The organism is Scytonema sp. NUACC21 (genome assembly GCF_054684315.1).
The window spans coordinates 41,554-64,593 of sequence record NZ_BAAFZH010000076.1 but is presented as its reverse complement, the minus strand read 5'-3'; the positions used below and the strand labels follow the sequence as shown (position 1 = coordinate 64,593).

The following is a 23,040-nucleotide window of genomic DNA, read 5'->3' as shown; positions in this document are numbered from 1 at the left end:
ATGCTCCTAACTAAGTGTTTGGTAGAATTTACCATAAGGACACGGTACTACCATGTCCTATCTTCAGGATAATCTCCAGAATGAGTATTGTACTTATCACAAGTTGCAGCGCTAGGCAAGCCTTTTTAATAAGACACAAAAAGTTACAGCGAGTTGCCAAAGAACACCGCTATTAAATCACTAAGTGGTAACTCTTGCAAGCAATTTATTTTGTTTTTAAATTTACCTGTACACAATCCAATCCGGTTGCGTAGGTTGGGTTGAGGCACGAAACCCAACAAAACGGTTCTCTAGTTGAAAACCCAAACCCAACACAATCGTTCCCTGTTGAGGAACCAAACCCAATAAAATACGGATTGCGTTGGGTTTCGCTTTGGCTCAACCCAACCTACGATTGCGATCGCCCTTGTGAAGGAACCAAACTCAATAAAATACGGATTGCGTTGGGTTTCGCTTTGGCTCAACCCAACCTACGATTGCGATCGCCCTACAAGGTTGTGTTAACTTAATCCTGTTTTTTTCCAGATTCCAACCAAGGTTTGATACTGGCTGGCAACTCAGAAACAAGGCGTAATGGCAATTCAGCTGTAGATAGAGACTGTGCGTAAGCAGGTGTCAAAAAAAGTTGGTAGGTTTTTGCCTCTGGTGTCAGTTGTTTGATAAAAGCCAAAGTGATGCCTTGAGTTAATCGCCGTAAAGATTTGGCTTCCTCACCCCGCCTTTCTTTGACAATAGAATAAGCAGCACTTGCCGGATCGCTGATACTGAGGTGAGTACCCCCAATAGCAGTTAACAGATATTTTTCCCCCTGCAATTGGTTAAATGGTTCTAATTGATGTTTCAAAGCTGGGGTGATAGCGTCTTCGGTTCCTGCGACAATCAGGACTGGTTTAGTAATTTGAGTTATACCTTTTTTGCCAAAGATTTCACCTATAACTGGATTGAGTGCGATCGCACTTTTAACACGCTCATCTTGCAATCGTAGTTTTTTATCTCGTAAAGAAGCTGCCGTACACTGCAACCAGTCACCGGGGGATTTGTCAATATTGAGAGAATCTTTGCAGAATTTCCGCAACTCCTCTAAGTTTATCTCTGGTGCTACCAAAGCCAGAGCAGTATAACCGCCTAAAGAATGACCGATGACAGAAACCTTTTCCGTATTGAATTTTCCTTGAAATTCTTCGGATTGAGTATTGAGTTTTGCCAGTTCATCCAGCACAAAGCTGACATCTTTTGGTCTGTCGATAAATTCAGATGGCGGTAGCAGTTGTGCTAAATTTGCCCCATCTGAAGCTCTATTAACCGATATGGCATTGCTACCAGGATGTTCGATCGCAACGGCAGTTATGCCATGAGAGGCAAGATGATTTGCTACATATCTTAAGGATTTCCGATTTGAGCCGAAGCCGTGGGACAGGACAACCAAGGGGTCTTCAGGGTTCCCTCTACTCCAATAAACATCTACAGGTATGGTACGGTTGCGCTGTCGGTCGTAAAAGTTCACCGTCTGCTGTTGTACGACTTCATTTCCCACTGTAGCTGGATCGAATGGTGCTTTAAAGGGTATGTTACTTTTAGCGGATAACTCCCGTTCCAATAAAAGACCCAGGGCTTGGCTTTGGAGGTGAGTGGGATTGAGTTCCACAGCCAAACCGATAAGTTGAGTTGCATCCAGTGTCACATTTTCCTGGGGATAGGCTCTTAAGAACCCAATTGGGCTCAAACCGTTAAACTGTCTGAGGGCTATGTTGAGGGCGGCTTGTAAGGTTTCCACCGTACTACCCGGTATCGCAGATCCCAGGGATGCTATGATTTGTTTGCCTTGTGGTGTTTGCCGCAATTCATTAATAAATTTGTCTGCAAAAGCTGGATCTATAGAGAACCGCTTGGTCAAAAACTCTCGTACTTCCGTTGTCAAAAAGGGTGACAAAACTTCCATCCCTTCTGGTAGTTTCCCGGTTTTAGCAAACTTTTCTAAGTCTGCGATCGCTACCGACTGCTGAAATGGACCCAAGCGGATTATCACTGTTTCTGCTGCCAAAGTAGAGGAAATTCCTGCACCCCAACTTAAAGCGAGGGTCAAACTAAACAGCAATCCTTTGACCAAGGATGCTTTAGGCTGAGGTTTGCTTACCTGAAACTGCATATAAGTTACTAGTCACTAGTCATTAGCTATTAGTAGCGCATTTATCAATGACGTTATCGCTGAAATACAGTTTCATTTTCTTGCTTAAATTGGGAGATTTGAATACTTTAGTATGTAGAACTTTTGTATTCAAAGCTTTAAGTTTGTATTTATGCAAGCTAGCAAACTAGACACTATTTTGGGGCTAGAAATACAGCGTCGTCGTACAGAGAAAGGTTGGTCGCAAGAATATTTGGCAGAAATGACAGGTCTGCACAGAACTTACATCAGCCAGCTAGAACGAGGATTAAAAAGCCCATCTGTGAGAGTTCTCAGTCATATTAGTCATGCTTTAGGTATAAAAATGAGTGAATTTTTACGATCTGTGGAGGAATTCTTGGGTGCTGACTGAGAATGAAGTTGAAAGATTGAGGAAAGCTATAATTGCCACTGTGGCATCTCCGGTTATCGGCTCAATAGAAGATTATGCTTGGGAAGCAATTTTTCATTACATCAAAGATATTCCTCTTTCAGATCCTGCTTTAGGACGTAGCAAACTGCTCTATGATGCTGTTGATATTTCGACTCAAACAGGTTGGTCGCTAAAATCGCTTCAACTTAATAATCTCGCCGTAGGAAGCACATTTTTATTTGTCATTCAAAGAGCGGATGTGATTAAAAAAGCTGTTCAACTTGGTTTTCCCGGTCTCACTGAACGCTCTTCACCAGAAGAGATAGGAGCAGCTATTATTCAGCATTGGAATGAAAAAATTTTAACAAGCCAGTCAGTGCAAGGAGTTGTAAATAGTTACGAAGGTATACTTTTAAAAACGATTCAAGGTAATGAATATGCCTACTGTGAATATGCACTAGAACCGCTCGATCCAACAACCTTCTCTTGGGCTTGGACTGTCAATAAAACTTCTGGCAAAGAAGGAGTAGGATTACAAGGAAATGTTGCAGGCAAAACAGATTTAGTGTGGTATAAAAATCAAAAACAACTTTTCAAAGCCAGAATAATTCTTCCCGAAGCCGTTCTTATTAGTATTGAACGAGTTCGCCTTGTAAGCGATCGATATGTAGATACTATCCTAGAAGCATTACGAGCACAAATTAGCAAGCCTCTGTTTGATAACATTCCTGAAGCAAACAAGTAGCGATCGCTTTAGCTAAAAGTGGTGGTACCGATTCTCCGATTTGAGAAGCCATATCAGTATAGGTTCCTAAAAAGTGAAATTTGTCTGGGTAAGAATGTAACCTCGCAGCTTCGCGTATCGTTATAGTTCTATTTTGTGTAGGATGGAAAAATCTACCAGAGCCGGGATGAAACATCCATCTTGTGATTGTTCTTGCTGGTTCATCCCAGTAAAGTCTTCCATAGGCACCACTATAGTGCTTCTTAGGGGCTAGTTCTGGTGGCAAATCTCTTGCATCTTGCCCTTCTTTTAAAAGACTGACTCTTTTTGTTTGAATTGGGCTTAAAGCACGAGCAACGTGGTTAACAATTTTTGTACTTTCACTACGCATTATACTTTGATATATGGTTTGTGGTGGTGATGGATAACCTTGATTACAGTACTTTTGCCCTGCATACAATGGAGGTAAATCTCCAATTGCATCTCTAACTGTAACAATAGGAGAAATGGGTGACTCGAATAAATTCATCTGGAAAGTAGAGAATTGCACATTTTTACGTTCGCTTTTGATATCGTTAAAGTGTGTTGGTTTGGGAAAGTGAGGCAATTGATTCAAACTAGCTATGAAAAAAGCCCTAGTTCTTGTCTGCGGTATTCCATAGTGAGCAGCATTTAATGAAGTTGAGGCTACTCGATAGCCAAATAATTTCAATTGCTCCGTTATTTCGTTTTTGACTACACCATCATACGCTTTCAATATTTCAGACACATTTTCTATAACTACATAAAGAGGTCTAAACTCTTGTACGAATTCTAAAAAAGTTTTATGTAGTTGATTTCGAGGATCGTTCAGATTCCTTTCCCCTGCGGGGGTATTCTTTGAAAACCCTTGACAAGGAGGACCGCCAATTAACGCTGTTAGTTCTTCTGGTTGTAAGCCAAGCCACAACCGCAACTCTGAAGGATTTACTTTACGTATATCTTGATTAATAACTTTAGTTTCTGGGTAATTTAGCTCATAGGTTGCTAAAGCTTTTTTATTTATATCAATGGCACATAAGGATTTCCAGCCCGCCAAATGAAATCCCGTAGTTAATCCACCTGCACCTGCAAATAAATCAATTAATTTGTACTTCATATTTTGAATACTATAGTACTCAATTCGTATTGTCAACTGATTTTATAGTCTCAGACACGCTTTTTGTCTGCCATGTTGATTTTAAGGCGCTGCAAGACACCCGGTTTCTCTCAGGAAGCCGAGTATCTGACTACTTTAGTCAGTTATTGACAACACCAAGGACAAATAACTAAGGACAAAAAATATACAAGCTATAAGCACCTTCACTTATTCTTCTTCATTCAAAAAACTTTCTTCTAGAAATAGCATTCCCGATTTATTAGTAGAGATTTCAAGAATAAGTTCTTCATAAGCTGCCATGCGCTGTGTCACCGTTCTATAGTCATCGGATTGGGTACACAATTCCTCCCAGAGGTCTTGAGTGCGAATGGTAGCACCATCAAGAACATCTTCTGGATCGATTCTGAGAGTGCGTTTTTTCACCCAGTCAAGAGATTTAATAAACTTGACCATTGCATCATAACCTCCAGTTCCTTCGTCTGAGTACTTGGGAGTGGAAGGCATTGTTGCCATGTCACTAACTGCCCCGGTAAACATGCAGACTGTATTGGGTTCTTTGAAAAGAGCGATGAATGAAGCGACTCCAGAATCAAAACCCAAATCGCTTCGATTTTGCAGCCACAGTAAAACGTAAAACTGTTCTTGATATTTTTGAATAATTTTTATTAAGTTGTACGCTCCAGAAGTCATGCCTTTGCCAGCCATCGGGAATAAGTTAATTCTCATATTTTTCCTCTTGCTAACGAATAAAGCCCGCACAGGCGGGCTAAAAGGGTTAAAAAGACTGGGTCTGGTAAAACTTCTAGAATCCGTCAAATATAGTTCTTATAATCCCTAACACAGCACCTATAGGATTAAAGATTGTACCGATAGTATCACCAGCCTTAGCTGCGCCAGAACGGTAGACGACGATAACATCATTATTGCGGAGTATGGGATTCGTATCCTCATTAATTCCCGCTTTAAAATCCATCTTGACTTTACGTTTTGTAACAGATCCATCAGGATTGAGGCGAATCAAATCCACAGCCGAGCTGCTAGATCTTGCATCGTTGAATCCACCAGCGGCTAGCACTGCTTGGTTCAAGCTGCTGTTGGGCTGAATCTCCACTTGTCCGGGTCTTTTTACCTCGCCTACAACACCCACTTGTATGCGGCTGGGAGATAACGTTGTTGTCGCTAATTGAGTAGCCTCTGCTCGGTTAACTTCAGTTGCTGTCGGAAACACAATTGTATCTCCGTCTTGTACAATCACATCCTGATTGATATCAGCACTCTGGATGAGTTGCCAAAGATTGACATTTATGGTTTGTTCTCCACCGGTTCTTGTAGATCGGCGGATGAGGACATTACGAATATCAGCTTGTGGTGTAATTCCTCCTGCTAATTGCAGTGCCCGTGTTAAAGTCGGTAAACCAGTTATGGTTGGCGCACCAGTAGGTGAGGTACCGCCACCCCCGTCTCCAGCACTTTGGGTGATCAGATAAGTTCCCGGACGAATCACTTCACCAATAACTGCTACCGTGCGGGGTCTGGTAGGGTCGGCGGCGAAGCTGGCTGCAGCCATATTGCGTGCGCTTGCCAAGTCTAGATTAGTTGCTGTTGGCACATAGATGGTGTCTCCATCGCGCAGGGTAATATCTTGCGGTAGTTTACCCGTGCGGATGAAGTCGTTTAAATTGAGATAAGTGACTTGTTCTGGTCCTCGTCCTAGCTTACGTCGTAATTCTACCCTAGTTATATCGGCACTCATTGTTGTCCCTTGAGCAGTCGTAATTGCTGCTAGGACTGTTGGGTATTGTACGCCAGGATTGTCGCCTGCGCCTCCTTCTAATCTGAGGGAATAAGCGCCGGGACGCGTGACTTCTCCTGTTACAGAAACGTTAATCGGACGGGGCGATAATAAATTGACTGAGATAATAGGACGTTTGAGATAGCGGGAGTATCTTTGAGCCACTAAGTCAGCAGCTTGTTCCGTTGTGAGTCCCAGAACGTTTACGCTACCAATCAAAGGTAGGTTGATTCCCCCTCCGGGTGGAACTTGGTACTCGCCTGAATATTCGGGAACTTCAAATACACTCACTCTGATGCGATCGCCGCCTCCTAGTGTGTAGTTTGTGTCTACCTGAAAAGTCTGCCGTGCAGGTGGTTTTTGTTGAGCGAAGCTGGCGGTTGGAATAGAGATATTTACAACAGCACTTAGCAATACCACACCCACTACTGATTGGGTGAGCCATTTCAACATACTTCTATTATGCATGCTTACCTGAGACTACTATCAATAACATGACTGTCTACACATTTTTAGCGTGATTGACTATTTTTACGTATTCTAGTTCCCTGATGTTCATATATTCTTCAATTAAATTATCTTTCAGGAAGGTAATTATTTATTATCTTTTAAATTTTTTTAAAGTTCATTTAAAGTTCAACTTCTATTATGCAAAATTCCTGTAAATATATTGATATTCATTATCTTATTTCTTAATATTTATAATAAGCCACATTGGTATGAAAAGTATGATTGGACTACAAAGTACACTCGGTCATCAGGGGATAATTATTAACTGTTATTTGTTCATTGTTGACTTATTTTCAAATCTTGGATTTTTTGGACAAAAAATTTCTCTAACGATGGACGTGACAAATTCATGGCTATAATTTGCCCTCCCATCAGGCGAAGACTTGCCAGAAAATCATAATAGTCTCCATTGAGTGTACCCTGCCAAGAACCATCTGCTTGGTATTCCAAATTGTCAACCCATTTATTGAGAACTTCCCTGTCACCGCCGTGACCTTTGACTGAATACACATCAGTTGTTCCCAAAAGTTCATTGAGGGAACCAGTACACACTAACTCACCTTGAGCGAGGATGGCAACGCGATCGCAAATTTGTTCCACTTCACTCAGGACATGACTGTTAAAGAAAATTGTCTTACCCGCCGCCTTAAGGGACAGGATAATTTCCCTCATCTGATAGCGTCCTACAGGGTCCAGCCCGGACATTGGTTCATCTAAAAAAACCAGTTCTGGGTCATTGATCAGTGCCTGCGCCATACCGACCCGTTGTAACATTCCTTTCGAGTAACGTCGAAGGAGTTTTTTGCGGGCATCAGATTGAGATAATCCCACCAGTTCAAGTAATTGGGGAATTCGTTGGCGTTGCACCTTCTTGGGAATTTGAAATAGCCCAGCTGTTAGCTGTAAAAATTCCCATCCCGTGAGATAGTCATATAAATAAGGATTTTCAGGTAAATAACCGATACGTGCTTTGACACTGCAATCCCCAAGTGGTTTGCCTAGTAGCAACCCCCGACCTGATGTTGGACGGACAATCCCTAGTAACAATTTTAACAAAGTTGTTTTCCCGGCACCATTTGGTCCAAGCAAGCCAAAAGTTTCTCCCTTGTAGACTTTTAAGGAACATTGTTTGAGGGATACAACTTTCTGATTCAAAAAGAAGCCGGTGCGATAGACCTTTCGCAACTCAGAGGTGAGGACAACTGGCGGACTATCGTGAGTGTTCAGTTGAGGATTTGGGGCGTCTGCAACAGACTTCATCTTTTGGGTCGGGCAACAACGGAATATGGTGGTTTGGTTTATAGGTTACCCAGTTGACTGTCAATAATAACATTATCGCAGCAGTAGGGAATGGGAAATGGGGAGTGGGGACTGTAAGAAAGTAAATAAATATTGACTTTTTTTTCCCCTACTCTCCACCCCCAACCTAAAGCATTCCCTTAGAACTGGGGATTGTACCAGCACGACGGGGATCGATTTCCAATGCCATCCGCATTGCCCTAGCAAAAGCTTTGAATGTTGCTTCAATAATGTGATGGGAATTAATGCCATCTAACTGACGAATATGTAGCGTCATTTGACTGTGGTTCACTAGCGCTACAAAAAATTCGCGCACCAGTTGAGTATCATAAGTCCCCACCCGTTGGGTAGGGATCTCTAAACCATAGCTTATGTGGGGACGACCGGAAAAGTCTAAGGCTACCTGAATTAATGCCTCGTCTAGAGGTGCAAGGAAATGACCAAATCGGACAATTCCTTTTTTATCGCTGAGTGCTTTGCTAATGGCTTGACCTAAAGTGATACCCACATCCTCATTCGTATGGTGAGCGTCAATGTGCAAATCTCCCGTCGCCCTCACCTCCAAGTCGATCAACCCATGAGAAGCGATTTGATGCAGCATGTGGTCCAAAAATGGGATACCAGTTGCGACCTTGCATACCCCTGTACCATCAAGATTGATTTTAACGTACACATCCGTCTCGCCTGTCGTGCGGCTAACTTCGGCAATTCGGGCGGTCTGGGTTGGCGAAATGTGTTGTGGGGAGGAAACTTGGCGTAGGGCATTTTCCTTGCTGGAGGCATCGCTAATTTGCATAAAGACCAGAAATCAATACTTTTTACAGGATAATGGGTCAGAGCCATTTGCTAATGACCAATCACTAATGGTAAATACACAATTAGGTCGGTCGGTACAAATCAAGGTAACTCTTTAGGGTTTATCTTGGTCATTAGTCATGACTCAATTGTGATTTACAAAGGGCAACTGACGCAGGACTAAGGACAAATAACAGTCAACACAGTTATTTTTATTTGCACCCACTTCCTTGTTGAGCAACTCGCTGTATTATTTTCTTACATTCCCATGATTTCATATCCTGCATCCACATATAGAACTTGCCCGGTGATTCCACTGGACAGGTCACTACATAAAAAAGCTGCTGCATTGCCTACTTCTATCTGAGTGACAGTGCGACGCAAGGGAGCAACTTGCTCCACATGGTGAATCATATCCAAAATCCCTCCCACCGCACTAGAGGCGAGAGTACGAATTGGACCTGCGGATATGGCGTTTACCCGAATATTAGCAGAACCCATTTCAGCAGCAAGGTAACGCACGCATGATTCCAACCCAGCTTTGGCTACTCCCATTACATTGTAGTTCGGAATAGCCCTGACTCCGCCCAAGTAAGAGAGGGTGACAATGCTTCCTCCCTCAGTCATTAAAGGTTTAGCATAACCTGCTAATTGTACTAGAGAGTAAGTACTCACTTCCATTGCCGTAATAAAGCCAGAACGGGAGGTTTTGCTGAAATCTCCACTGAGGTCATCTTTATTGGCAAAGGCGAGGCAGTGGATAAGGATATCTACCTTACCCCACTTCTGGTGGATTTCTTCAAAGGTAGACTTAACCTGCTCGTCGTTTTGGACATTGCATGGCAGAAACAACGAGGGATTAAGAGGTTCGACCAATTCTGCTACTTTTTTCTCCATTTTGCCTTTCTCATCCGGCAAATAGGTAATGCCAAGATTCGCTCCTGCTTTATGCAGCTGTTGGGCAATACCCCAAGCAATGGAGCGGTTGTTTGCAATTCCCGTTACAATGGCGTTTTTTCCTGTCAGGTCTAGCATATTAATTCTTAATGTGAACATTCATGCTTGAGCATACTAGAATCTGACGCTATTTTGTCTGGCGTTTTGACCACTGTTAGTAAATATGATGATCGGCACCCCTGTTGTTTACCACAAAATTGTTACTGAATCATGAAGAAAATCTCAATATATCTTCGGTTTTTCTCGAGAAAACTGTTTGGCTAAAACTTTTGTAATTAACTGCTAAAAAGTACTAGATCTAAACAGGAAAAATTATGTATCATGATGAACAAATAACTATGAGCACCAGAGGATAAGTATAGGAAAGAACAGAAAGGTTGACAATGTGTGATTGATTTTTCAGGTGTATTCTTAGGAAATTAGTTTTATTTTTTTTGGCATTGGGTAGGGGAAGGGAGATGATGACACAAGATAAGGCCCTAGCAAATGTTTTTCGCCAGATGGCAACTGGAGCATTTCCTCCAGTTGTAGAAACGAGTAAAAAATACTCCGGGATTAGCTTCACGCTTCATAAATGGGGTATTGGCAATCAAGCCTTTAGCCAACCTAGCCAAGTACCAAGCTAGGCAAATGATGATCGAACGTGCTCAGAAAATAGGTGTTAATTGGTCTCAACAAGTAAGAAACCTACAAGCACGAGATTGGGCAAGTGATTTGGCTAAGGTACAAAACCCTCAAATAACTTACCCAGAATACTATCTAACGTCTTTCCACGCTTATGAAGGAGGAAATCTCAGTTGGAAAGCCGCCCTGGAAGTAGAAGTGGCAGCATACACTGTCCACGCTGGCATTTGGCCTAATTCTGGAGCACAAGGCGATCCCAAACTGCGCCAAAGTTATCATGAGATTTTGACAAAGAAATTGACCAAAGCGCCGCAAGACATCCTAGATGTGGGATGTAGCGTAGGACTGAGTACTTTTGCACTACAAAAAGTTTATCCCCATGCTAATCTGACGGGGGTGGACTTATCTCCATATTTCTTAGCTGTTGCTCATTATCGCACTCAGGAGCGCCATGCTAATATCAACTGGATTCATGCTGCAGGTGAATCTACAGGGCTACCAAGTGCTTCATTCGATTTAGTTTCAATGTTCCTCATTTGCCACGAGTTACCCCAGTTAGCAACCAAACAGATTTTGGCTGAAGCCAAGCGTCTGTTGCGTCCTGGGGGTCACTTGGCAATTATGGATATGAATCCACAATCAGAAATCTACAAGAAAATGCCACCATACATTTTCACTCTGCTTAAGAGTACGGAGCCCTATTTAGACGAATATTTCACTTTGGACATTGAGCAAACATTAGTTGATGTTGGGTTCAATCCCCCCTCCATCACCCCCAACAGTCCCCGTCACCGCACGGTCATTGCCCAAGTGCGTGGTTGATTTTTATCTAGCGTTGTGGGCAGTGCTACCGCCACTGCTCCTTCTGGTGTACTACTACAGCCGTATTCCAACAACTATATCTTTGTTGCGGCTGTTGTTATTCTTTTTTATTGGGTCTATATCTGGTTTCCTCGCTTTTTATTTGCAGTCGGTCTTTGAAACAATCTTTCAAGGGGTCGTAAATTGGCGATGGATACAGAGGTCGCTATTTGGTGTTGCCCTGAGGCAGCTCGTTGAGATCGGTCCAATTGAGGAAGGCTGCAAGTTCTTAGCACTTATGGCTCCCATCGGCTATTTTCAACGTCAATATCGGTTACGTTCCAGTACAGTTTTTCTTTGTAGCATATCTGTTGCATTAGGATTTACTGCTGAGGAAAACTGGATCTATCTTTATCACGGCTTTCAGGGCACAGCGTCCATTTTGGAACGGCTCATTAGTACGCCGGTACACGCCATGTTTTCTGCTCCTTGGGGATATGCCTTGGGAATGTTTATTGGTTCTAACATTCACTCAAATCAATTGAAAAGGCAAGTTTTGAAAGCTTGGTTCAATTCCGTTGTGTGTCATGCTCTGGTGAATGTTCTCTCTCTTAGCGGTCGCTATCCATTACCCCTGCGTTTCCTCAGCTACGGTTTGTTTCCATTTTTGTTGTGGATGTTTTGGCGACTAGAACAATTGTTGCAAAGGGTGCAAGGTCAAAATCCAGTCACCCTTATTTCTGGTCGTGCCTTCAAACTACGTCTGTGGAAATGGGTTTTGACGCTATTCACCCTCATGTTCGGTGGACATGCAATTTTTGTGCTGTTTGCCTTAGCCAGAGATTTGAGCTTCCTCAATGTGTCACAGCTTTTTTACACTGAGGTTGCATTATCCATATTGAATCGTTTGTGTTTCAGTCTGATTCTTGGTTTTCTGGCTCGGGCAATCTACCGACACTTGCGACGGTTAGCAAGCCGCCGCCGATATTTTTAGGTTGAACAGCTAGAAGTCCCACATCTGACTCGATAGGGCGGTGTAGGTAGTTCAAGTTGCTAAGAATTTCCGTGCCAAGGGTCGTGGAATTAACGAAAGTGCAAATGCTGCTAGAGTTCTCAGGTTGAACTTTTGCCATCGCAGGGCATGCAAAAGATAGGGTCTTGCTTCTTGAGCTTGTTCAGCTTTTAGCAAGCCTATAGCTAATGTTGTATGTGCTTGTAACCATTTTTCTTGGAAATAACCTTTAAATTCCTGCAACTGCTCATCTTCCATAAATTTACGGTAGCAGTAGATTCCAGCTTTTCCAGCCCTAATCTTTGACTGAATGCTCATAGCTCCATTTACAAAGGTTTCTGATGCAGTATGCACGCGGTATTGAGCCAGTCGTTCGGGAGAGTAATATGCTCCTTTTCCAGTGCGGCATGCAAGGTAAGTGAGGTATAAATCCCAATAAGAACCCATTTGGGGAGAAAAATCATCCCATTCAATCGCATCTTTGCGAATAACGGTTGCCACTGCACTAGGAACAGCCTGATGGACTAGTCCTATTTCATAAAAAGGCTGGTAAACTCCTTCATTCAGTCGATCTCGCCGCCAACGCTGAGTGTTTTCTTCTGTGGCTGTGTCATCCACTTGACCCTTAGAATCAATGATGTAGTGGTCGCTAAATGCTGCTGCTAGATTCGGATGTGCCTCTAGTTGTGAAACCAGCTTTTCCAAAAAGTCCTTGTTCCAGATATCATCATCATTCAAACTAGCAACATATTTCCCTCGAGCTTCTTTGAATGCACTTATAACATTTAAGGCTATTCCTAAATTCCTTGTGTTGCGTCGGAACCGAATCCTTGGGTCTTGAAAAGATTCAACAATATCTTGTGGATTCTGGGCACTTCCATCATCTGAAACAATAATTTCTATATTTTTATAAGTCTGGTTAACAGCACTTTCTATAGCTTCTCTCAGATAACTGGGACGATTATAAGTGGGAATGACTACACTGACCAGAGATTCCTGTAAATGGTGTTGCGCTTGTAGCATTTTAACTCCTTTCGGTTAGCTCAGATTTTCCCAGCAGACGCTACTTTACATTCTTAATTTTCTTATTTAAAGAAAAGTTAAGGAATAACAAACATCGGATTAAATAATAGCATTTGTTCAAGTTATAAATCTGCCAAAATGAATTTTATAATTTATTCTTCCTCGATTTCTTATCTTGCTACAAATAAACTCATTAAACTACAGAGATATAACGATCGCTTTTTTACTGCCCGTAACCCTTGTAAAATCAACCTTTTCAACAATGCTACTACATTTATCTCTGTTATTTTGCTAACATATGCGGTCTTATATTTGTTTTCAATCGAGTTTTTTTATACATATCTGTAATCGCATATTACAAATTGGTTTATAAATGTATTTTCCCCAAGAACCGAGCTTCTACATTGTACAATCATTAGATTCTATTATATTTTTATAAAATTTGATGCGATCCGTCTTAAGGAAGACTTTGTTAAACCTGAGATTAATAAAAACTTAAGCCATCCAATACTCTCCTTAATTAGATAAAGTTTCGACAGACCAGCCATTTTACAAGAAAATCCCTTTTTTTCTTTTTATAAAGACTATTAGAAAAATTAATGGACTAGTCATAACATCTTCACAGTTATATGAAAAGATAAGGAAAAAAGGATGCAGCAACTAGCCAGTTGGAGTATGGAGAAGATAAGCGAAGAAACTTGGTTTATTGTCAAAAGCTTATAAAATTCTAAAAGCCTATCGCAATGGATAATTTTTGGATAGCCTTGATATTTCTTTAGCTGTTAAGTAAGACACTACAATTAAAGTTAACTGCATTAAAATTTTTTATTGTTCTGGTCAAGGTAGTTTGACACATCAAAACACAAGACATCACAATTGCTGCACACAATTTAGGGTGAGCAATGCCCACCCTACAATCGAAGATAATTAAATAAATATTAAGAGTAGGGAGTAGAAAATTCTTGACTTTTGGAATCTACTTCCCGCTGAAATCCTAAACACGCAATAAAACTGACTCGTTCTGTGCATCAGTGACATTAGGCTCAGATTCAGTACAGTAAATTTCACAGGAGTTGTTAGGGCTTTCGATGAGTTTCACTTTGTAAAGCTTTGCGCCCAATTCCCGAATGGGAGATCGCAATAAATTACTGATATGAAGTGCGATATTTTCAGCAGTAGGAACAACGTCAGCAAAGTAAGGGATGTCCTTGTTGAGGAAGGTGTGGTCAAAAGGCTCAACCACGTAATTTTCTATCGCTTGATTGAGGGCACCAAGATCGACAATCATACCAGTGCGCGGATCCATTTCCCCTTTAACAGTGACTTCCAGATGGTAGTTGTGACCGTGACCGTTAGGGCGAGCACACTTACCATAAATATTGAAGTTCTCTTCATTGCTAAGCTGAGGATGAGCAAGCCGATGGGCGGCGCTAAAGTGAGTGCTAAGGGTGAGGTAAGCTTCCATTCCGTTTCCTAAATAATCAGCCCAAAGTTCGGGATTTTCAAAAAGCTGCACGCGGACTACGGGCAAATAAGGCGCTATTCGGTGCCAGATCGCCCGTGCAATGTTCTCAGTTGTGGGAAGAGTTTCAAGAAATTCTGCCCACACATGGTTGAGATAGGAAAAGTCCAGTTGGCTGGTCACTTCTCGCTTGATAACCTGTTTGACGTCAGACAAGTTCAGAACCATGCCATATTCATCCAGTTCCCCAGCTAGGGAGACAAATAAAACATAGTTATGTCCGTGTCCGGGAAATTTAGAGCAAGCCCCAAATTTCTCAATGTTTTCTGCATCACTCAGTTCTGGTAACCAATAGCGATGACTAGCCGAAAACTGAGCGCGGCGATTTACAATACACTGCATAAGTAACCGGAAACAAAACTTAAAATTTCTTAAACTTTTTCTGCTTCCAGCATAAACTAATTTTTGTCCGGAAACTACTGATACTTTTAACCCTGACATTTTCCGACATTAGAGTCATCCTCAATATCGAGTACAACATTACCAACAGAGTTGGCAAAGGTGGTATCCCACATCGCCTTGAGGAAAATCTCCACGGCTCCTTTCCTCAAAGAGTAGAAAGGTTATTTATGGAAACAAATAAAACATTATTCCTTAGTAAATCCCCGTACCTTAGGCATGGGGATTGTTGTTCCCTGTTCCTGATTCCCTGCTCCCTTTTAAGAATTATGAATTAACATATGCACCCATAGACTGTTGTGCTTCACGGTATAAACGAGTGGCAATGCGAAACATTTCTTGACCAGTATGCAGGTAATGGTCGTCATAATTCAGGGGATAGAATTTTAACTCATCTAGCCCATCACCAATTTGATTAAGACAGTAGTAGAGATGAGCTGCTGCTCTTGCTAGGTTCGGAGGATTCGGTAGAGAACGAAATTTCAATTGCGCCTGCTTGAGATCGTCGCGACAGGCATCCAAGTAATCCTGAAATTCATCTAGAAGGACATCATCAAAGGGGTCGGCCGAGAGTTTATCAATTTGCTCCTTTAAAGAGTAGAGAATGCGAAAAACTAAGCGATTCACTGGCTGATAAACAAGGTTCAGCCATTCTTCGATTTGTTCATCGACATCTTTCCCTGTTTGCCGTTTAGCTCGATATTGCTTTTGAGCCGTTGTTGTTCGCTGTTGGCGAACTGTATTTGCTCTGTCAAAACGCTGACGCAGTTTTTGGTCGTAATTTTTGCGGTTTTGAACATCCCCTAAAATTTCGTAGGCTGCGTTAATGCGTATAATTTCTTGAGAGTCGGACGTTTCCTGCTGACTATCTGGATGAAAAATTTTTACCAAGCGACGATAAGCTTGCTTTATCTCCGCTTGGCTGGCATTAGGACTAACTTTCAGTGTTTCGTAGTGGTTCTTAGGATCTGCCATTATTCCAATTTAACAAGCTATAAGCTTTCCGCTCGGACAACCCAATAAAAATATGGCTGAGATCTGAGCGCTCAGTATAATTAGCCAACGCTAGCTGTGACTTTGGGCTCTAAGTCTTGGAACAATGGTGTACTTAAATACCTTTCTCCAAAGCTAGGCTGAATCATCACTATCAAACGTCCTTCGTTTTCTTTTCTTTGGGCAACTTGAATTGCCGCACACAAAGCTGCACCGGAGGAAATACCAGATAGAAGCCCTTCTTCTCGTGCCAAACGCCGACCGTAGGCAATGGCTTCATCATCTGTTACGGTAATCACTTCATCTATGATTTTTACATTTAAAACTTGAGGCACAAACCCTGCACCAATCCCCTGTATTTTGTGGGGTCCTGGTTTTCCTCCAGATAAAACTCGGCTGTTAGCTGGTTCAACTGCGATCGCTTTAAAACTTGGCTTGCGTGCTTTAATCACCTCTGCCACACCCGTAATTGTACCACCTGTGCCTACCCCAGCAACAATGATATCAACTTGTCCTTCCGTATCTTCCCAAATTTCCTCCGCTGTAGTTTCCCGGTGTATTTTGGAATTAGCTGGGTTGCGGAACTGTTGCAACATAAAAGCATTTGGTGTTTTATCAACTATTTCCTGTGCCCGCCGAATTGCTCCACTCATACCTTCAATTCCCGGAGTCAGTTCGAGTTCGGCACCATAAGCCCGTAACATTGCCCTTCTTTCAGAGCTCATTGTCTCGGGCATGGTCAAAATTAAGCGATAACCTTTTGCTGCTGCTACCATTGCCAGCGCAATTCCCGTATTACCAGAGGTTGGTTCTACTAGCATTGTCTTCCCTGGAGAAATTAATCCTTCTTCCTCCGCATTGATAATCATGCTCACTCCAATTCGGTCTTTGACTGAGGCAGCCGGGTTCATACTTTCCAGTTTCACCACAATCCGAGCAACACAACCTTCTGCTTGGGGAATGCGGTTCAGTTGTACTAGAGGAGTACGTCCAACAAGTTCCGTAATATCACGAGCAATACGCATACTGAAGTCCTTTGTGCTTTGTGCTTTGTGCTTTGTCCTTTGTGCTTTGTGCTTTGTGCTTTGTCCTTGGTTTTACTAATGACAAATCACAAATGACTAATGACTAAATGTAGTACATTATGTCCAATTGTCGCCGAGAATCTCGTTTTTCACATAAATCTGCCAGTGTATAGTTTTGCAAAACTGCATTTGCTGCTTGCCTTGCTTCTTCCCAAATTTCTTCTACGACGGCGTTATCGACGGTTGTGAGGTTGCTATCCTCCTCATTAGTTCGCACGTCTAGCCCTTCCAAACAACTCAAAATCTCGAAAAGTGTTATTTTCCACGGTTCTCTTGCCAAAAGATAGCCCCCTTTCGATCCGCGCTGGCTTTTGACCAAACCACCACGTCTTAAGGTTGCTAGGAGCTGTTCTAGATAGCGATCCGGTATACTTTGCTGTGCCGCAATCTGTCGAATTTGAAGCGGTTCCCCGCTTTGATGGTGGAGTGCTAGCTCCAGTAAAGCAAGAATTGCGTATTCTGATTTACACGATAGTTCCACAGGCAATTTAGGGAGTAAGGGGAGTGTCTGAGTGAGGGAGTGTCTGAGTGAGGGAGTGAGGGAGAAATTATTTTTTCATCCTCTTCATCCGCCTCGTCCTCGTTGTCTTCCTTGGCCTCTTATCTATTATACTCCGGTTCTCCACTAGGGTATGTTCTTTTTCTGGATAAAATCCTAACAAAAAACCCCGCTTAGTGACGGGGAGTTGTTTAGTATCGTTTGTTAACGATTGGTTTTTAGTAGGGGCGGCTTTAACAGACTAGTCTCCTAAGGAGACAGTGTCAGTATAGTTATACCAACCGCCCATATGGTAGTTGTCAGGTTGATGTGGCGATTTCACTGCTAACCACTATCCACTAACTACTAACAATCTTCTAGAAAGTGAATGTTGTTCTCAAGGTACCAACAATCGCATCATCGTTGTCACTGTCTTGACCGGGTGCTGTCAACCAGATTACACCAGGAGTAATGGAGATGTTATCGTTTACTTGGTACTTATAGAAACCTTCAAAGTGGTAAGGTGTATCGTTAGAACCCGATACTCTGCCGCGAGCATAAGGTTCTGCACCAGCAAACACACCTAAAACGTTACCTTTCTTACCAAAGTCGGGAAGTGCGATACCAGCTCCATAGCTCCAAGCTTCGTAGTCATCATTAGAACCAAAACCTGTAATGTCGTGGTAGGAAACGAAGCCACTGATGGAGAGTTTATCGGTCGGTCTGAATGCTAAAGATACTCCGTAGGAGTTACTGGAAGATGGGCTTGTGGTGCTGAGACCGTTAGCTAAGGCAGTACCTACAACAGGGAAGTTTCTGCCAGCTGCGTTTGAACCAGCCAATCCACCGGCATCAAACAGAACGCTACCTGCATCGTGATAACCGTGGACGTAGGTTGCAGCTATTGCAAAGCGCTGACCGAGGTTAAAGTTTAACTGCCCCAATGCAGCATAGTTCCCTGCAAAAATACCGTTGTCATCGCCAGGGTTATTGGGTGAAGAAGCCAAGTAACCTACAGTTAAAGAACTTGGTCTGAGGATACTGCCACCTTTACCGAGGTTAATATTGAGGGCTGCACCCGCACCACCTCCAATGCGGTAGATGGGGCTTTCTGAAGCGAAGGTGGACAATGCTCCATTACCACCGTCGTAGTCTTCAAAATAAGGGTTATTGGTAGCAGCATAGTCACTGTGAATACCACCGGTTGCTGCTACGTAAAGTTGGGCAGGTCCAATGGGAACGTAATATGCCAACCAATCTAGAGCAATATCGTTGCCATTGTTATTGAGGTTGAAGGTTTGCAAGCCTTCACCACTTTGGTCGTTATTAATACCACTGCCACTCAAGTTAAATCTGTTGGCATTACCCGCAGCTAAACGGGTGTGCAACATATCTCTCCCTGTAAAGCTAGTTTGCAAGTCCAAACGAACCCTGTTTTGGAAGACTGTGTTGTTGTTTTCACCAACATTATCTCCAAAAGCATCGCTTAGAGCGAAGATAGCTTCACCGACCAGTTTGGTTGTTGTTGAGAACTGATTAGCTTCCAATTCCGCTGCCCGTGCTTCTAATGCATCAACACGACCGCGTAGGGTTGCCAGTTCTGCTGCAAATTCTTCTTGCAACCTCTGCAAGGTAGCTAGGTCTTCTTTTCTGACCAAGTCAGCGGTTGCTGTTGCTATTAGTTCATTAACCCTGTCCAAACAGGCATTTAAACCTGCTGCAAATTCGTAACGGGTTAAAGCCCGGTTACCACGATAGGTACCATTAGGATAACCAGCGATACAACCGTAGCGTTCTACTAAGGACTGCAACGCTTGGAATGCCCAGTCTGTTGGCTGCACATCGGAGAACTGAGACACTGATGTCACTTGAGCCTGAGTTTGACCTCTGCCCTCGTTGGTGTACTGGTTCACTTGATCCAACACGTTAACTGGTGTTTGTTGTGCTTGAGCCATCATTTCTGGCTTTTGAGCAAGTTCAGTTGCACCGGAATTTGCTGATACTGATGTTAAAGCCTCTTGATTTCCAACTTGTGAGACTTCTGCTGTCACACCAACGGAATCAGTGGGGTTTTGAGCAGCCATCGCTGTCGCGGAAACCAACAACGTTGCTCCTAAAACTGCTGGACTAACCACCAAAGATTTCCACAAGATATTAGCCATTTTTCCTCTTCTCCTCACACCTTACAGTAGATAACTTTGTTTGTTGCAACTATTCTCGGGTTCGCAAGTTTTTGTTGATACTTGTGGATTAGGCATATACGCCCCATACACTATTTTAGTTTTTGCAAAGCTAACGACTAGTTAAGCTTAGGTAAAGAATTTATGTAATTAACTTATGCAAAAACATAGCTGCATAGTTAGTAATTATAGTTCACCACAATCGGATGGCAAGATATAAGCGATCGCCTTATAAACTGTCACACAACTTGCCTCAGTACACAGATATAAATACAGACAAATTGTGTCCCCCATCTCTGTCAACGTTCTCAAAAATCGGCAACGCGCCATGCAAAATTCAGCAATTTTTGCCCGAAGTCTTCAGCTATAAAATCGCTTATTTGAGTTGAGAAATTACTGCCGCTAAGTCAAAATCCTTCTGCGTCAACCCACCTGCATCATGTGTTGAGAGTGAAATTTTGACTCGGTTGTAAGAAATTTCTAAATCTGGATGGTGTCCTGCTGATTCGGCTGGTTCCACAAGCTTATTTACGAACTCAATCGCTTGGATAAAGTCCTGAAACTTGCGGGTGCATTGCAATTGCGACCCAGCCACCGTCCAATCTGGCAAACGTTGTGACAGTTCTTGAATTTCCGTCTCAGAGAGTAGTTGTGCCATATCAAATCATCTCAACAACTCCGATTATTTCATTTGTAACACTTCGTACTGAAAATGGCTTGTGTTTTTCCTCACTAGTTTTCGCCCCTCTCACTACGGACTACACGAGAAAGTATCAAGGATGAAGGATAAAAAACTAGACCCACTCTTGCAGTGGATATGTGCTACAGGGATTATCTGTAAAGCTCTGGCTTTATCCCTCATACTGCGCCTTTCAGACAATAGATGCCTGGTTCGCTTTTTCTCCTAAAACATGGGCTTATTAGTTCCCATCATAATTCTAGTTTATGGATTCTCAGACGTTCATCTGTCTGAAGACGTTCCTACACAATATATACAAAATACTGATAAATCAATTAGTTGCTAGTAGTTAGTGGTAAAGGCTTTGCTCTACCTAACGTTACCACGACTCTCAAGTCAAGTTTTCAAACAATTTGTTACCATTTCCCATAGCAGCTTATTCCATCAAACCGCCCCTGACTGGCAAGAACGGTTGAGAGAATATGTCGCTCGACTCATATCTCTCCAAAAAGAGGAATAATGAATAGACATGAGTGGGAATTAAGTTACAGCTACTAGCCCGTGGTGCTATCACCCTACTCATCTAAATACAACTATCCGCTCTAGCTTAGATCTAGGGATCTAAGTTAGAGCGGTCTAGCGGCGGTAGATATGTTTCATGTTACAAAAATAGTACATGAAGAGTTAAATCAAGCTAGGATAGCAGAAAAGAAAACGGCATCAAAATTAAATGTTTTGGATAGAAAAAAGTATTTGATAGTTTAAAAGGAAATAAATTTACAATTTTAAAAGCGGAAAATAAGTTGACAGAAAAGCAAAAATAAAAATTAGATAAAATTAAAGAAGCTTCGCCTTTAATAGCAATAATGCATACATTAAAGGAAGATTTTCATAACATATTTGAGATGAAGAAAGATTTAGGAATATGAATGTTAGAATTAATCAATTGGTTAAAAAAAGCCGAACCATATTATCAAAAAAGTGTGCGGACAATTAAACGATGGTTTGGAGAGATAGTAGGATATTTTGAGCACAAAACCACCAATGGGGTAGTAGAAGGAATCAATAATAAATTGAAACTTATAAAGCGAAGTGGATTTGGCTTTAGAAATTTTCGCAATGAGTGAAATTAGAGCTTTACTTTCTTGGCATCATTCTGTCAATTTAGCACGTTAAGTACGCAAGAACCAAATTTTTTAGCAGCGGTACCCCAAATTTATCTGGCTTATCCAGCTCGTTCGCAATGATGCTGCGGTACCTAGCCAAAAACCGATCGCGTTGCTGCAACGCCATCTCTTTCTGCGATCGCACAAAGCTCACCACTTCCTTGGTTTGCCGCAACATTGCCTGCGTCACACTCAATTGAAACCCCTCTAGTTGGGGTACCATTTCAATCAAACTGGCACTGGCAACTGCGATCGCCTGCCGATAAAGTGACTTTTCATTTTCCGAGAAGCCCACAGTTACCCTAGAATCTGCTTTCAGCAACTTTTGTGCTAGGCGGTCACCATCCAATCCAATATTCATCAGTCCATCAAGACTGACGCTGCCTTCCAACAAAGTCTGCGCCACTGCTAGTAAAATAGCTTGTTGACTGCCCTTATCCAGATTTCTTGCTTCTCGTTCAAACAAAGGCTGCAATTCTCTCTGCAGTTGGCTTACCATCTCTTGAGTCTGCTGTTCCAACGCTTGTCGCTTTTCCCTTTCAGGCAGGGTATCCGTAGCCACATCAATTGCTTGCTCCAGCAATTTATTGGTCAGCTTATCCCCAATTCCAAAATTATCCACCACTGTTTTGGCAAGAGCTGGACCAACAATTTTCAAAATAGTGGCTGCGGTTAACGTTAAAGACATGGCTGATTCTTATCAACAAAGTTTCTGTTTTTGGCGGAAACGTTTCCTGAGCGAGTTTTAACCCCTGGATGGATTACTACCGTTCCCACCTTGCCTGAGTAGATATTCCCAGATGCGCTGAATCTCAGTTTGGAACGATTGGCGATCGATTGCGGCTTGCTGTCTGTCTTCGGCTGCTTCAGCTGCTAAGCGCTCGGTAGTTGTTGTTAGTTTTGCGATCGCGCCTTCAATTCGAGTTAGAGCGTCATTGTGAGCAAGCACTATCTCAGCTGTGTCGGTCAGAATTGCTTCTAGTCGGTCCAGTCTACTGCTAGGTGGTTCTGGTGTGTTGGTCATTTGTTCTCTTTTTGCTCCTTCGTCTTTTTTGACTGTGCTGGTGGTTCCCAGTAAATTAATTCACTTGGCTGCACTTGGTAATAATCACATATTTTGTTTAAAGCTGTGACCTGCGGTATCCAGTCTGGGTTGTTATACAAGTTATAAGCGGTGCTGGGCGCGATACCTGTGTCTTTGTAGAACTGGTATCTCGTAATACCCATCCCGTCTACAAACTGTTTAATCCTATTTTTAATGGGCATTCAGTGATTATAAACGGTTAGTATTACAACCATTCATGATGCCTGAATTACAACCGCTCG

The 23,040-nt window shown here is 42.4% G+C and carries 22 protein-coding genes and 2 pseudogenes; 7 read left to right on the top strand and 17 right to left on the bottom strand.

Features of this window, described 5'->3' with window-relative positions; all coding sequences use genetic code 11:
• The first annotated feature begins 260 nt into the window (after nucleotides 1-260).
• Nucleotides 261-509 (top strand): hypothetical protein, encoded by a 249-nt coding sequence (locus ACYRY3_RS15900; protein WP_460202604.1) that lies wholly within the window; start codon nucleotides 261-263, stop codon nucleotides 507-509.
• On the opposite strand, the gene ACYRY3_RS15895 is transcribed toward ACYRY3_RS15900, so the two are convergent.
• Complete coding sequence (locus tag ACYRY3_RS15895; RefSeq protein ID WP_460202603.1) at nucleotides 506-2,146, bottom strand: alpha/beta hydrolase; 1,641 nt, start codon at nucleotides 2,144-2,146, stop codon at nucleotides 506-508. The genes ACYRY3_RS15900 and ACYRY3_RS15895 overlap by 4 nt on opposite strands.
• Before the next feature lie 151 nt (nucleotides 2,147-2,297).
• Between ACYRY3_RS15895 and ACYRY3_RS15890 the strand changes: the two genes are divergently transcribed.
• Together ACYRY3_RS15890 and ACYRY3_RS15885 are read left to right on the top strand one after the other, a co-directional pair.
• Entirely contained in the window at nucleotides 2,298-2,537 is a 240-nt protein-coding gene (locus ACYRY3_RS15890) for a helix-turn-helix domain-containing protein (protein ID WP_460202602.1), read from the top strand.
• On the top strand, nucleotides 2,527-3,282 hold the full coding sequence (locus ACYRY3_RS15885) for a hypothetical protein (protein WP_460202601.1): 756 nt from the start codon (nucleotides 2,527-2,529) through the stop codon (nucleotides 3,280-3,282). Before ACYRY3_RS15890 ends, ACYRY3_RS15885 begins: the two co-directional genes overlap by 11 nt.
• Here ACYRY3_RS15885 and ACYRY3_RS15880 read toward each other — a convergent pair.
• The 6 genes from ACYRY3_RS15880 to fabI all read right to left on the bottom strand — a co-directional run bounded on the left by ACYRY3_RS15880 (nucleotide 3,239) and on the right by fabI (nucleotide 9,830).
• The gene (locus tag ACYRY3_RS15880; RefSeq protein ID WP_460202600.1) at nucleotides 3,239-4,399 is read right to left on the bottom strand and encodes a DNA cytosine methyltransferase; all 1,161 of its coding nucleotides are present in this window, start codon (nucleotides 4,397-4,399) and stop codon (nucleotides 3,239-3,241) included. The genes ACYRY3_RS15885 and ACYRY3_RS15880 overlap by 44 nt on opposite strands.
• A gap of 207 nt (nucleotides 4,400-4,606) precedes the next feature.
• Complete coding sequence (locus ACYRY3_RS15875; RefSeq protein WP_460202599.1) at nucleotides 4,607-5,125, bottom strand: hypothetical protein; 519 nt, start codon at nucleotides 5,123-5,125, stop codon at nucleotides 4,607-4,609.
• Between the two features lie 76 nt (nucleotides 5,126-5,201).
• The gene (locus ACYRY3_RS15870; protein WP_460202598.1) at nucleotides 5,202-6,659 is read right to left on the bottom strand and encodes a polysaccharide biosynthesis/export family protein; all 1,458 of its coding nucleotides are present in this window, start codon (nucleotides 6,657-6,659) and stop codon (nucleotides 5,202-5,204) included.
• Nucleotides 6,660-6,977: 318 nt separating this feature from the next.
• A complete protein-coding gene (locus ACYRY3_RS15865) occupies nucleotides 6,978-7,961 on the bottom strand; it encodes an ABC transporter ATP-binding protein (RefSeq protein WP_460202597.1) in 984 nt (327 codons plus the stop codon).
• Nucleotides 7,962-8,127: 166 nt separating this feature from the next.
• Nucleotides 8,128-8,796 (bottom strand): imidazoleglycerol-phosphate dehydratase HisB, encoded by a 669-nt coding sequence (gene hisB / locus ACYRY3_RS15860; RefSeq protein WP_460202596.1) that lies wholly within the window; start codon nucleotides 8,794-8,796, stop codon nucleotides 8,128-8,130.
• Between the two features lie 257 nt (nucleotides 8,797-9,053).
• The gene (fabI, locus tag ACYRY3_RS15855) at nucleotides 9,054-9,830 is read right to left on the bottom strand and encodes an enoyl-ACP reductase FabI (RefSeq protein WP_460202595.1); all 777 of its coding nucleotides are present in this window, start codon (nucleotides 9,828-9,830) and stop codon (nucleotides 9,054-9,056) included.
• A 380-nt stretch (nucleotides 9,831-10,210) separates the two neighbouring features.
• Between fabI and ACYRY3_RS15850 the strand changes: the two are divergent.
• From ACYRY3_RS15850 to ACYRY3_RS15840, 3 genes and pseudogenes are all read left to right on the top strand, one after another.
• Nucleotides 10,211-10,315 (top strand): annotated as a pseudogene (locus ACYRY3_RS15850) (global nitrogen regulator NtcA); the annotation flags it as partial.
• 67 nt (nucleotides 10,316-10,382) lie between these two features.
• Entirely contained in the window at nucleotides 10,383-11,198 is an 816-nt protein-coding gene (locus ACYRY3_RS15845; RefSeq protein WP_460202594.1) for a class I SAM-dependent methyltransferase, read from the top strand.
• Nucleotides 11,191-12,171, top strand: coding sequence for a PrsW family glutamic-type intramembrane protease (locus ACYRY3_RS15840; protein WP_460202637.1), 981 nt, complete (start codon nucleotides 11,191-11,193; stop codon nucleotides 12,169-12,171). Before ACYRY3_RS15845 ends, ACYRY3_RS15840 begins: the two co-directional genes overlap by 8 nt.
• Before the next feature lie 51 nt (nucleotides 12,172-12,222).
• Here ACYRY3_RS15840 and ACYRY3_RS15835 read toward each other — a convergent pair whose 3' ends face one another.
• The 7 genes from ACYRY3_RS15835 to ACYRY3_RS15805 all read right to left on the bottom strand — a co-directional run bounded on the left by ACYRY3_RS15835 (nucleotide 12,223) and on the right by ACYRY3_RS15805 (nucleotide 20,527).
• On the bottom strand, nucleotides 12,223-13,212 hold the full coding sequence (locus ACYRY3_RS15835; protein WP_460202593.1) for a glycosyltransferase family 2 protein: 990 nt from the start codon (nucleotides 13,210-13,212) through the stop codon (nucleotides 12,223-12,225).
• 994 nt (nucleotides 13,213-14,206) lie between these two features.
• The gene (locus ACYRY3_RS15830; RefSeq protein ID WP_460202592.1) at nucleotides 14,207-15,076 is read right to left on the bottom strand and encodes a 6-carboxytetrahydropterin synthase; all 870 of its coding nucleotides are present in this window, start codon (nucleotides 15,074-15,076) and stop codon (nucleotides 14,207-14,209) included.
• Between the two features lie 324 nt (nucleotides 15,077-15,400).
• Nucleotides 15,401-16,108, bottom strand: a complete 708-nt coding sequence (locus ACYRY3_RS15825) for a J domain-containing protein (RefSeq protein WP_460202591.1) — start codon at nucleotides 16,106-16,108, stop codon at nucleotides 15,401-15,403.
• Nucleotides 16,109-16,188: 80 nt separating this feature from the next.
• Nucleotides 16,189-17,151 (bottom strand): cysteine synthase A, encoded by a 963-nt coding sequence (gene cysK / locus ACYRY3_RS15820; protein WP_460202590.1) that lies wholly within the window; start codon nucleotides 17,149-17,151, stop codon nucleotides 16,189-16,191.
• Between the two features lie 103 nt (nucleotides 17,152-17,254).
• The gene (locus ACYRY3_RS15815; protein ID WP_460202589.1) at nucleotides 17,255-17,692 is read right to left on the bottom strand and encodes an RrF2 family transcriptional regulator; all 438 of its coding nucleotides are present in this window, start codon (nucleotides 17,690-17,692) and stop codon (nucleotides 17,255-17,257) included.
• A gap of 374 nt (nucleotides 17,693-18,066) precedes the next feature.
• Entirely contained in the window at nucleotides 18,067-19,851 is a 1,785-nt protein-coding gene (locus ACYRY3_RS15810) for an iron uptake porin (protein ID WP_460202588.1), read from the bottom strand.
• Between the two features lie 394 nt (nucleotides 19,852-20,245).
• On the bottom strand, nucleotides 20,246-20,527 hold the full coding sequence (locus ACYRY3_RS15805) for a 4a-hydroxytetrahydrobiopterin dehydratase (RefSeq protein WP_460202587.1): 282 nt from the start codon (nucleotides 20,525-20,527) through the stop codon (nucleotides 20,246-20,248).
• A 651-nt stretch (nucleotides 20,528-21,178) separates the two neighbouring features.
• Here ACYRY3_RS15805 and ACYRY3_RS15800 point away from each other — a divergent pair.
• Nucleotides 21,179-21,724, top strand: a pseudogene (locus ACYRY3_RS15800) (ISL3 family transposase); the annotation flags it as partial.
• Here ACYRY3_RS15800 and ACYRY3_RS15795 read toward each other — a convergent pair.
• Genes ACYRY3_RS15795 through ACYRY3_RS15785 form a run of 3 tightly spaced genes read right to left on the bottom strand, consistent with a single transcriptional unit; the run spans nucleotide 21,713 to nucleotide 22,980 of the window.
• Nucleotides 21,713-22,402: an NACHT N-terminal Helical domain 1-containing protein gene (locus ACYRY3_RS15795; protein WP_460202586.1), complete on the bottom strand. Its 690-nt coding sequence runs from the start codon at nucleotides 22,400-22,402 to the stop codon at nucleotides 21,713-21,715. The pseudogene ACYRY3_RS15800 and the gene ACYRY3_RS15795 overlap by 12 nt on opposite strands.
• A gap of 57 nt (nucleotides 22,403-22,459) precedes the next feature.
• Nucleotides 22,460-22,738, bottom strand: a complete 279-nt coding sequence (locus ACYRY3_RS15790; protein WP_460202585.1) for a hypothetical protein — start codon at nucleotides 22,736-22,738, stop codon at nucleotides 22,460-22,462.
• Entirely contained in the window at nucleotides 22,735-22,980 is a 246-nt protein-coding gene (locus tag ACYRY3_RS15785; protein WP_460202584.1) for a helix-turn-helix domain-containing protein, read from the bottom strand. The genes ACYRY3_RS15790 and ACYRY3_RS15785 overlap by 4 nt, the downstream gene beginning before the upstream one ends.
• Between the last annotated feature and the right edge of the window lie 60 nt (nucleotides 22,981-23,040).